Annotated in this window: 10 protein-coding genes; 3 read left to right on the top strand and 7 right to left on the bottom strand. The window is 75.4% G+C overall.

Annotated features, from left to right (window positions below; genetic code table 11):
• Window positions 1-95: 95 nt before the first annotated feature.
• Window positions 96-593, bottom strand: coding sequence for an OmpA family protein (locus tag OZ948_19520; GenBank protein ID MEB2346908.1), 498 nt, complete (start codon window positions 591-593; stop codon window positions 96-98).
• A 171-nt stretch (window positions 594-764) separates the two neighbouring features.
• On the opposite strand from OZ948_19520, the gene OZ948_19515 reads away from it, so the two are divergent.
• Window positions 765-2,555: a CehA/McbA family metallohydrolase gene (locus OZ948_19515; protein MEB2346907.1), complete on the top strand. Its 1,791-nt coding sequence runs from the start codon at window positions 765-767 to the stop codon at window positions 2,553-2,555.
• Here OZ948_19515 and OZ948_19510 read toward each other — a convergent pair.
• The 6 genes from OZ948_19510 to OZ948_19485 all read right to left on the bottom strand — a co-directional run bounded on the left by OZ948_19510 (window position 2,550) and on the right by OZ948_19485 (window position 7,113).
• On the bottom strand, window positions 2,550-3,191 hold the full coding sequence (locus OZ948_19510) for a methylated-DNA--[protein]-cysteine S-methyltransferase (GenBank protein MEB2346906.1): 642 nt from the start codon (window positions 3,189-3,191) through the stop codon (window positions 2,550-2,552). The genes OZ948_19515 and OZ948_19510 overlap by 6 nt on opposite strands.
• A gap of 52 nt (window positions 3,192-3,243) precedes the next feature.
• A complete protein-coding gene (locus OZ948_19505; protein MEB2346905.1) occupies window positions 3,244-3,708 on the bottom strand; it encodes a sigma-70 family RNA polymerase sigma factor in 465 nt (154 codons plus the stop codon).
• A 108-nt stretch (window positions 3,709-3,816) separates the two neighbouring features.
• Window positions 3,817-4,248 carry a hypothetical protein gene (locus tag OZ948_19500; protein MEB2346904.1) on the bottom strand — a complete coding sequence of 144 codons (432 nt, stop codon included), beginning with the start codon at window positions 4,246-4,248 and terminating at the stop codon, window positions 3,817-3,819.
• 286 nt (window positions 4,249-4,534) lie between these two features.
• Window positions 4,535-4,939 carry a hypothetical protein gene (locus OZ948_19495; GenBank protein ID MEB2346903.1) on the bottom strand — a complete coding sequence of 135 codons (405 nt, stop codon included), beginning with the start codon at window positions 4,937-4,939 and terminating at the stop codon, window positions 4,535-4,537.
• Window positions 4,940-5,053: 114 nt separating this feature from the next.
• Entirely contained in the window at window positions 5,054-6,247 is a 1,194-nt protein-coding gene (locus OZ948_19490) for an FAD-dependent oxidoreductase (GenBank protein ID MEB2346902.1), read from the bottom strand.
• Between the two features lie 104 nt (window positions 6,248-6,351).
• Window positions 6,352-7,113, bottom strand: a complete 762-nt coding sequence (locus OZ948_19485) for an HAD-IA family hydrolase (protein ID MEB2346901.1) — start codon at window positions 7,111-7,113, stop codon at window positions 6,352-6,354.
• A gap of 29 nt (window positions 7,114-7,142) precedes the next feature.
• On the opposite strand from OZ948_19485, the gene OZ948_19480 reads away from it, so the two are divergent.
• Both OZ948_19480 and OZ948_19475 read left to right on the top strand, forming a co-directional pair.
• Window positions 7,143-8,669 carry a THUMP domain-containing protein gene (locus OZ948_19480; GenBank protein MEB2346900.1) on the top strand — a complete coding sequence of 509 codons (1,527 nt, stop codon included), beginning with the start codon at window positions 7,143-7,145 and terminating at the stop codon, window positions 8,667-8,669.
• A gap of 59 nt (window positions 8,670-8,728) precedes the next feature.
• Window positions 8,729-9,940 carry a dicarboxylate/amino acid:cation symporter gene (locus OZ948_19475; GenBank protein MEB2346899.1) on the top strand — a complete coding sequence of 404 codons (1,212 nt, stop codon included), beginning with the start codon at window positions 8,729-8,731 and terminating at the stop codon, window positions 9,938-9,940.
• Window positions 9,941-10,055: the final 115 nt, after the last annotated feature.

Genomic DNA, 10,055 nt, shown 5'->3' with positions numbered 1-10,055 from the left:
GAGGGGACAGACCCGGCGATTCGGCGATTCGCCGAATCGCCGGGTCTGTCCCCGCCGTCAGGCGAATCGCCGAATCGCCGGGTCTGTCCCCTCCGTCAGCGCGTCACGCGGAACTCGACGCGGCGGTTCCAGCGCCAGGCGGACTCGTCGTTGCCCTGCACGGCCGGTGCGGTCTCGCCGAAGCTCACCACCCGCATCCGCGCGCCGGGCACCCCGAGGTCCTCGAGGTACTGGCGGGCCGCGTGCGCGCGGCGCTCGCCGAGGGCCAGGTTGTACTCCTCGCTGCCGCGCTCGTCGGTATGGCCCTCGACGACCACCGAGCGCCACTCGTCGTGGTTGCGGATCGCGCCCGCGTTCGCCTTCAGGGTGGCGCGCGCGTCGGAGCGGACCTCGAAGCTGTCGTAGTCGAAGTAGACGCTCGCGAGCTCGCTCACCTTCTCGGGCTCGCCGTACTCGCCCGCCGCACCGACCCCCGAGCCGGTGTCGAACTCGCTCGAGCCGATGCCGCCATCGAGCCCGGCCTCGTCGGCGCTGGGGCCCTTCTTCGAGCAGCCCGCCGCCACGAGCGCGAGCGCGAGTGCGAGCGAACCCAAGCCAACCGTCATCGTCCTGGACGTCATGAAGCCTCACCCCTCACGGAAAGCCCCCTGGGCGTTGGACACGCGCGGGAGTCTGGAACTCGCCCGCCGACCCCGCAATGGCGACTTCGACGCCTGGATGGCGGGTTCGCTTCGACTACCTTCGCGCGCTCGCAGGAGACCTCCATGCCCGAGCCCCGCCCGCGCTCCGTCCTCCCCGCCCTGGTGCTCCTCGTCGCGGCGGCGGCGCTGCCGGCCTCGGGGCAGGAGGGACCGTCGATCCCGATCGGCCCGAACTCCCTCGGCCCCTGCCCCGGCGACCCGATCGCCCCGGACCTCACCGTCAGCGGCGCCTTTCCGCAGGCGCGGATCGGCGACTACCTCATGCTGCCCTTCGAGGTCCCGGAGGGAACGACACAGATCCGGGTCAAGTACTGCTGGGAAGGCGGCGGCAACACCGTGGACCTCGGCCTGTGGCAGGCGCGCGCGGAGAGCGAGCCCTGGGGCCCCGACCAGTTCCGCGGCTGGGGCGGCTCGAGCCACCCCGACGTCTCCGTCACGGCACAGGGCTTCTCGAGCGAGGCCGAGTACCTCGCCGATCCGAAGGGCCACGTGGCGGGCCGCACGACGCGCGGCTTCCTGCCCGGCCCGCTCCCGCCCGGCACCTGGGCGGTCGAGCTCGGCGCCGGCTTCGTCGTCGACGACACGGGCAGCGGGGGCGACGGCCAGGCCGACTTCCGGGTCGAGATCGAGCTCTCGAGCGACCCCGCCTTCGACGACGAGCCCTACCAGCCGGCCCCCTACGACGAGACGCCCGCGAGCCTCGAGCCCGGCTGGTACACCGGCGACCTGCACGTCCACGCCGAGCACTCGGCGCTCGGCAACGCGACCATGACGGAGACCTTCGACTACGCCTTCGGCCCCCGCAGCGAAGGCAAGGCCGGGCTCGACTTCATCGCGCTCAGCGACTACGTGACCCCGAGCGCCTGGGGCGAGATCGGCCGCTACCAGGGCGACCATCCGGGGAAGGTGATCCTCCGCAGCTCGGAGACCATCACCTACCACGGCCACGCGAACCAGCACCGCTCGCTCCGCTACCTCGACCACCGGATCGGCGGCCCCGTCTGGGAGCTCGATCCCGGCTCGGGCGCGCTCACGCTGCTGCGCGAGGACCGCACGCCGGCCGAGCTCTTCGCCGAGATCGAGGCGGCCGGCGGCCTGGCCCAGATCAATCACGCCCAGTCCTGCCCGTCGAGCATCCCCCTCTGCCAGCAGCTGTGCCGCGGCTGCTCCTGGGACTACACCCCGGAGCAGAGCGACTACGCGCGCGTGCAGGCGATCGAGGTCCCGTCCGGCTCGGAGACGACCTTCTTCCTGTTCGGCGAGTGGGCCACCGGGTTCTGGGAGGACCGCCTCGCGGAGGGCCATCGCATCGCGGCCGTCGGGGTCAGCGACTCCCACGAGGCGGGCGCGGACGACCCGAACGACGAGTTCGACTCCCCGATCGGCAACGCCGCCACCGTCGTCTACGCCGAGGAGCTGTCGGAGGAAGGGATCCTCGCCGGCATCCGCGCCGGCCACACCTACGCCAAGACCCGGGCGGACGGCGCGGACCTGCGCTTCTCGGTCGAAGGCGACCTCGGCGGCTCCGGCATCATGGGCGACGCGATCCCCGACCCGAGCGGCACCCTCCACGCCGAGGTGCTGAACGTCCCCGCGAGAGACATCGCCCCGCAGCTGCGGCTGTTCCGCAACGGCGCGGTCGAGGACGAGGTCCCGGTGCCCCCCGAAGGCCTCGTCCAGCAATGGGAGGTCGCTGCGCCCGGCATCTACCGGATCGACCTCCACGACGGCGCCTACGTGAGGGCCCTCAGCAGCTCGATCCGGCTTCCCGAGCCGGCGGCCGGCGCCGCCGGCCTGGCGGCAGCCGCCGCGCTCGCGGCGCTCCGCCGTCCACCTCGCGGCCGCTGTTCATGACGCGCCCTCGAGCGCGAGCAGCAGCTCCTTCGCGGGCGTGCCGCCGCGGTAGGCGCCGATCCCGCCGCTCGCGGGCAGCACGCGGTGGCAGGGCACCAGGATCGGCAGGGGGTTCGTCGCGAGCGCGCTGCCCGCGGCGCGGAACGCGAGCGGGCGCCCCGCCCTCCCGGCGACCTCGCGATAGCTGGCGGTGCTCCCGTACGGGATCCGCGCGGTGACGCGCAGCACGGCGCGCCGGAAGCCCGCGCTGAGGCGCCAGTCGAGGGGCAGGTCGAAGCGGCGCCGGCGGCGGCCGAAGTACTCGTCGAGCTGGCGGCGGGCGGCGTCGAGCGACGCGCGGGGCGCGTGCAGCACGCGCGGCGAGACGCGCGCAGCCAGCTCCTCGAGCAGCGCCTCCTCGCTCTCGACGGGCAGCCCGACGCGCAGCAGGCCCGCGGCCGTGGCGCCGAGCACGAGGGAGCCCAGGGGGGTGTCGTGCCGCGCCAGGGCGACGTCGACGAGCCCTTCGGCGCTCGCCCGCTCGGCGAGCGTGCGGCGCATCCGCTCCCACCGCTGCGGGTGGGGCCCTGCGTTCTGGCCGAGCTGGCGCTCCAGCCTCTCCGTCGCCTCGATCGTCCGGCGGTCGGCGTGGCTCATGCCGGTAGGACGAGGGAGCCCGGCGGTCCGTGAGATCCCGGCCTCCTCCCGGCTACTCCCGGGCGAGCTCCTGCCGCAGCCGCGCGAGGCCCTCGAAGACGTTGCGGCGCGCCGCGGCCTCGCTGGTCGCCATCACGGCGGCGATCTCGCGGTGCGAGAGATCGCCGAGGTAGCGCAGCACCACCGCCTGGCGCTGCTTCGCCGGCAGCCGCCGCACCTGCGCCCACAGCGCCGGGTCGCGCGGGGCGGCCGGCTTCGCGGCGGCCAGCGGCTCCGGGTCCGCCACCGGCTGCGGCGCCCGCGCGCTCGCGCGGTGGGCGTCGACCACCTTGCGCGCGGCGATCGCGAAGAGCCAGGCGCGGACGGCGCCCGGGTCGCGCAGCTCGCGGTAGGCCCGCAGCGCCGCGAGCATCGTCTCCTGGAAGCAGTCCTCGGCGCGTGCGGGCCCGAGCTGCGCGGCACAGAAGCGCAGCAGCGCGGGCCCGTTCTCCGCGACCACGCGCTCGAACGGAGGCAGCACTCGCGGTTCGCGCCGGGGCTTCGCGGGCATCGCTCCGAGGACGAGCGGGCGGGAGGGTTCGTGAGATCCCGCGCGGCCTCGCACCCGAGGATGTCGCAGCCCCCGCTACAGCCCCAGCTCGGCCAGCGCCGCCTCCGCGAGCGTGTCGAGGTCGGGCACCTGGCGGGTCGCCTGGCCCTCGGCGGCCAGCGCCACCAGCGAGCGCGAGCAGCGTTCGCGGCCGAGGCTCGCGGCGATCTGCATCGCCACCTCCTGGGCGTCGGCCCCGGGCTCGGCGTCGAAGCGGCACACCACGCACTCGCGCGCCTTCAGCTCGACGACGAGGTCGAAGACCACCGTGCGCACGCCCTCGGGCTCGCCGACCTCGGCGGCCAGCCCGCGCAGCACGCTCGCCCACTGGAGCGTCTCGCGGCAGCTCCCGTTCAGGTAGCTGATGCCGTGCTCGCCGACCTCCGCCCAGGTGAGGACGTCGACGCAGTAGCGATCCGGGAGCTCGGGAGGGGAATCGATGCGCAGCGACGCGGCATGGGTCTGCATGAGGCACCCCCGGCCGCGCGATCCACCGCTCCTTCCATCGGCGCCGGCCCGGCGGGACTTGACGGTGCCCGGGAATGCGCAGGCCGGGGTCGCCCGCGGCCGGGCCGCTGCGCCACCGGAGAGCGACGCGGGAGCGGGTTGCGGCGGTCGCTCCTGCGTGCTCGCGAAGCGGCAAGCCGCCGACGGCGAGACGGGGTACGGCGCCGGCCGGCCGCGCGCCTGCGGCGGCCGGCCGAGCGTGCCCGAAGGGGCCGGGGGTGGCGGCACGCGAGCGAGGGAGCGGGCGCTAGTCCTCGCCGCCCGCCTCTCCGCCCACCTCGCCGGCCGCCGGCTCCTCGGAGACCCAGGAGCCCGGGGCCTTGTTCGCGGGGCTGGTCTGGAGCCGGTGCTCGCGGTCGCGCTCCTGGTCCGACTCGAGGGTCGGGTGCTTGCAGATCTGGTAGCCGCCGAAGGCGCCGATGCCGGCCCCGAGCGTGGTGCCGAGGATCGCTCCGCCCGTCACGTTGCCCGAGGAGCCGAAGACGGCGCCGAGCGCGCCACCCGCGAGGCCGCCCGCGATCGACCCGATCACGCCGCAGCTGACCGGGTCGTCGGCGATCTTGGCGCACCCGCCGAGCAGGGTGGTCCCGGCCACCAGCCCGAGGGTGGCGGCGAGGGCGGGGGTGGTCTTGCGAAGCTTCCTGGCGTTCATCGAGATGGATCCTCCGCGGTCCACGAGGGAGCCGGCGGGTCCCCCCCGACCGGGCGCAGGCGTTTCATACCACTTGCGCACGGGCGATCCCACGAAAAAACATCGTTCTACGGATCACGCGCCCGCGCGGGCGAGCGCCTCGTCGAGGCCGAGGTCCCCGGCGAGGGCGCGCCGCCACGGGAGGAAGCGGCGCGCCGGGCCGATCGCGGCCGCACCGGTGAGCCGTCCCGCGCGCCCGAAGAGCGCGGTGAAGCGGCGCTCCTCGAGGCTGCCTTCGACGACCCGCAGCTCGTCGCCCGCCCGCGGCAGGCCCGCAACGAGGAGCCTCGCGCCGTACTGCTCCGACCAGACGCTGGGCACCGGCGCGAAGGGCGGCGCGGCGTCGCCGTCGAGCAGCGCGCCCACCGCGGCCCGGGCCTGCTCGACCGCGTGGCTCCAGTGCTCGAGGCGCAGCTCGCCCCAGCGCGGGTGGCGCCAGCGCGCCACGTCGCCGGCGGCGACGATCCCGGGCGCCGCGCGGCAGCGCTCGTCGCAGACGACGCCGTCGCGCAGCGTGAGCCCCGAGCCCTCGAGCCAGCCGGTCTCGGGCCGCACGCCGATCCCGACGACCACCAGCTCGGCGTCCAGGCGGCGGCCGCCGGCCAGGCGCACGCGCTCGACGCGGCCCGCGCCTTCCAGCGCCTCGACCGGCGCGCCGGTCACGAGCTCCACCCCGTGCTCCCGGTGCAGCCCCGCGTAGAGCCCGCCGAGCGCGGGCCCGAGCGCCTGCTCGAGCGGGTTGCCGAGCGCCTCGATCATCGCGACCGCGAGGCCCATCTGCCGGCAGCTCGCGGCGACCTCCGCCCCGAGGAAGCCGCCGCCCACCACGGCGACGCGCGGCCGCTTCGCGAGCGCGTCGCGGATCGCGAGCGCGTCGCCGAGCGTGCGCAGGACGTGGACCCCCGCGAGCACGGGCTGCCCGGGCAGGCGGCGGGCCGCGGCGCCCGTCGCGATCACGAGGCCGTCGAAGGCGATCCGCTCGCCGCCCGCCAGCACGACCCGACGCCCGGCGGTGTCGAGCGAGGCGGCTCGCACGCCGAAGCGCCGCTCGGCGCCGAAGGCCTCCAGCCCGCCACGGGCCAGCGCGATCGCCTCCGGCTCCCACTCGCCGCGCAGGATCTCCTTCGAGAGCGGTGGCCGGTCGTAGGGCGCGTGCGGCTCGGCGCCGACCCAGACGAGACGCCCCTCGAAGCCGCGCTCGCGCAGCGCCTCCACGGCCCGCAGCCCCGCCAGGGAGGCACCGACCACGACGACCGTCCGCAGGGCCAAGGGCTAGTGCCCTGTCCCGGAAGTTCGCCTGCATTCGATCGCGGTGCACACCGAGCCGCCCGCGACGGCTCGAGACTTCGCCGGCGAACTTCCGACACCGGACACTAGACCCCCAGCTCCCCGGCCAGCTCGACGAACGAGGCGAGCGTGCGATGCGGCCTCCGGGAGCCGGTCCCGGGCGGAGCGGCGCCTGCGACCGGCGGCGCGACCCTCCCCTCGCGATCGATCCACACCGCGTGCAGCCCGAGCGCGAGGGCGCCGAGCACGTCGCAGTGGTAGTTGTCGCCGGCCATCAGGGTGGCGGCCGGATCGGCGCCGAGCGCGCCGAGGGCGTGACCGAAGTGGCGCGGGTCCGGCTTGCCAGCGCCGACCTCGCCCTCGATCGCGATCACGTCGAAGTAGCGCGCGAGGTCCCAGCGCTCGATCTTGGCGCGCTGCGCATCGGCCGCGCCGTTCGTCACGAGGCCCAGCGCGGGCGCGCACGCGCGCAGCCGCGCGAGCGCCTCGAGGGCACCGGGGAAGGGCGCGTAGGAGGCGTCGCGCAGGGCGGTGTAGAGGGCGGACACGTCGTCGGCGAGCCGCGGGTCCGGGCGCCCGAGCACGTCGAGCACGCGCCCGATCACCGCGCGCCGCGAGCCCGGCATGTCGAGCCGGCCCGTCCGGTGGCGCTCGTCGTCGGACCAGTACCAGTCGCTCGCCGCGGCGAGCGCGGCGCGCACGGCCGGCGCCGGCACGTCGCCGAGCCGCCCCGCCAGCTCGGCGGCGACGCGCGCCCAGGCCGCTTCGAGCCCGGCCTGGTTGTCGAGGATCGTGTCGTCGAGGTCGAGGAGCACGGCCTCGAGGGGCTGGCGGTTCCAGCGCAGCATGGGGCGCAAGGTAGCGGTACCGTCCCCGGGTGCCCGAGACCTCCGCGCCCCGCGTCGTGCTGCTGCGCTTCTCCGGCGAGATCGCCGTGAAGGCGCGGCCGACGCGCACGCGCTTCGAGCGCCAGCTCGTGCGCAACGTCGGCGACGCGGTGCGCAGCAGCGGGATCGCGGCACGCGTCTCGCGCACGCGCAACCGGATCCTGGTGGCGACCGAGGACCCCCGCGCGGCGGAGGTGCTGGCGCGCGTGTTCGGCGTGCAGTCGCTGTCGGTGGCGAGCGTGCACCCGGCCGAGAAGCTCGAGCAGGTCGTCGAGGCCGGGACCGCGCTCTTCCGGGACGCGGTGGCGGGCCGGCGCTTCGCGGTGCGCGCGCGCCGGGTGGGCGACCGCGCGAAGATCAAGCTCTCGGGGCGCGACGTCGAGCGGCTGCTCGGGGCCGCGCTGCTGCCGGGCGCCGCGGGCGTGGACCTCGGCAACCCCGAGGTGGTGGCGCGCGTCGAGCTGCACGAGGGGCAGGCGTACTTCTGCGCCGACGTGGTGAAGGGCCCGGGCGGGCTCCCGCTCGACGTCGAGGGCCGCGCGCTCGCCCTGCTCTCGGGCGGCTTCGACTCGGCGGTGGCCGCCTGGCAGATGCTGCGCCGCGGGGTGCGGCTCGACTACCTGTTCTGCAACCTCGGCGGCCGCGCGCACCAGCTCGGGACCCTGCGCGTGGCGCGCGTCCTGGCCGAGCACTGGTCCTACGGCGGGCGCCCGCACCTGCACGCGCTGGACTTCGACGCGGTGGCCGCCGACATCCGCGCGCGCACCCGCACCCGCTACTGGCAGGTGATCCTGAAGCGCCAGATGCTGCGCGCCGCCGAGCTCGTGGCGCGCGAGCGGGATCCCCACGGCGGCTCGGCCCCTCGCCAGGCCGACGCACTGGTGACGGGCGAGGCCGTCGGGCAGGTGTCCTCCCAGACCCTCCCCAACCTGGCCACGATCTCGCAGGCCACGCCGCTCCCGATCCTGCGCCCGCTGGTCGGCGCGAACAAGGACGACATCATCCGCGAGGCCGAGGCGATCGGCACGGCGGCGCTCTCGGCCGTGGTGGACGAGTACTGCGCGATGGTGCCGACGCGCCCCGCCACGGTGTCGCGGCTCGAGACGGTGCTGGCCGAGGAGGCGAAGCTCGACCCGGCGCTGCTCGAGCGCGCGGTGGCCGAGCGCGCCGTGCTCGACCTGCGTGCCCTCGGCCCCGAGGCGGACGCGATCCCCGAGCTCGAGATCGACGTGATCCCGGCCGACGCGGTCGTGATCGACCTGCGCTCGAAGGCGGCCTACGGCGGCTGGCACTGGCCCGGCGCGCTGCGCCTCGACCTCGATCACGCGCTCGCCGCCTACCGCTCCTTCTCGCGCGAGGGCCGCTACGTGCTCTACTGCGAGTTCGGCCTGAAGAGCGCGCACCTGGCCGAGCGGATGCGCGAGGCGGGGCTCGCGGCCTGGCACTTCCGGGGCGGGCTCCGGGCGCTCGCGGCGCACGCCCGGGCGCGCGGCGGGGCGGGGCCCGAGTGGCAGTGAGCGAGCGGCCCGGCCCGCCCGGGGGCCGGTCGGGTCCGCGGGTCTCGCTGCCGCGCAAGATGGCGATCGGGCTCGTGGCCGGCGCCGGGCTCGGGGTGGCGGCGCACCTGGCCGCCGCCGGCGAGCCCTGGCTCGACTCGCTGGTCGAAGGCTTCACCGATCCCGCCGGCCAGCTCTTCCTGCGCATGCTCTTCGCGCTGGTGATCCCGCTGATCGTGAGCGCGCTGCCCCTCGGTGTCGCCGGCCTCGGCGACCTTGGCCGGCTCGGGCGCCTGGGCCTGCGCACGCTCGCCTACACGGTCACGACCAGCGTGATCGCGGTGGTGCTCGGGGTCGCGCTCGTGAACCTGGTCGCGCCGGGCACCCGCGTGGAGGCGCGCGCAGCGGCGGAGGCCGCGGCGCCCGCCGCGGCGCCGGTCGCGGCGGGCGACGGCTTCGGCGTCGAGTTCTTCCTCGAGCTCGTGCCGAAGAACCCGATCGAGGCGATGGCCACCGGCGACATGCTGGCGGTGATGGTCTTCTCGCTCTTCCTCGGGATCGCGCTCGCCGCCACGCGCAGCGAGGGCGCGCGGCGTCTCGAGGGGGTGCTGGAGGGCGTCTACGACGTCGTGACGACGCTGCTCGGCTGGGTGATCCAGCTCGCGCCCTACGGGGTCGCGTGCCTGCTCTTCACCGCCACGGCGCGCATGGGCTTCGACGTGCTGCGCGACCTCGCCGCCTACGTGCTGGTCGTGCTCGCCGGGCTCGCGATCCAGCTCTTCGTCGTCTACTCGCTCGCGGTACGCTGCCTCGGGCGCATGCGGCCGCGCGATTTCTTCCGTGGCTCGCGCGAGGCCATGATCACCGCCTTCTCGACCGCCTCGAGCAACGCCACGCTGCCCACCGCGCTGCGCGTCGCCGAGCAGGAGCTCGCGCTCCCCGAGCACGTCCGGAACTTCGTCCTCACGATCGGCTCCACCACCAACCAGCACGGCACCGCCCTCTTCGAGGGCGTCACGGTGCTCTTCCTCGCCCAGGTGGCGGGCGTCGAGCTCACGATCGCGCAGCAGCTCGGGGTCTCGGCGATCTGCGTGCTCGGCGGGATCGGCACCGCCGGCGTGCCGGCGGGCTCGATCCCGGTGATCGCGATGATCCTCGGCATGGTGGGCATCCCGCCCGAGGCGATCGGCCTGGTGCTCGGCGTCGACCGCTTCCTCGACATGTGCCGCACCACGGTGAACGTGACCGGGGACCTGGCCGCCGCGGTGGTGGTCGCCCGCTACGAGCGCTGACAGGCTTGCCAGAAATAGCTTGACCGGATGGACGGCGCGTGGTGTTGTGCGCGCATGAGTGAGCCCGTGCTGTCGTCGCCTGGTGTCGAGAGGGTGATTCGCCGGCGGACCCGTC

The organism is Deltaproteobacteria bacterium (genome assembly GCA_035063765.1).
Taxonomy (GTDB): domain Bacteria; phylum Myxococcota_A; class UBA9160; order UBA9160; family PR03; genus CAADGG01.
This window is presented reverse-complemented; position numbering and strand designations above follow the sequence as displayed.

Bases quoted from the DNA above. Each gene is read 5' to 3' on its own strand.
- OZ948_19515 (MEB2346907.1), top strand. From the start codon at position 765: ATGCCCGAGCCCCGCCCGCGCTCCGTCCTCCCCGCCCTGGTGCTCCTC.
- OZ948_19510 (MEB2346906.1), bottom strand. From the start codon at position 3,191: ATGAGCCACGCCGACCGCCGGACGATCGAGGCGACGGAGAGGCTGGAG.
- OZ948_19500 (MEB2346904.1), bottom strand. From the start codon at position 4,248: ATGCAGACCCATGCCGCGTCGCTGCGCATCGATTCCCCTCCCGAGCTC.
- OZ948_19495 (MEB2346903.1), bottom strand. From the start codon at position 4,939: ATGAACGCCAGGAAGCTTCGCAAGACCACCCCCGCCCTCGCCGCCACC.
- OZ948_19485 (MEB2346901.1), bottom strand. From the start codon at position 7,113: ATGCTGCGCTGGAACCGCCAGCCCCTCGAGGCCGTGCTCCTCGACCTC.
- OZ948_19475 (MEB2346899.1), top strand. From the start codon at position 8,729: ATGGCGATCGGGCTCGTGGCCGGCGCCGGGCTCGGGGTGGCGGCGCAC.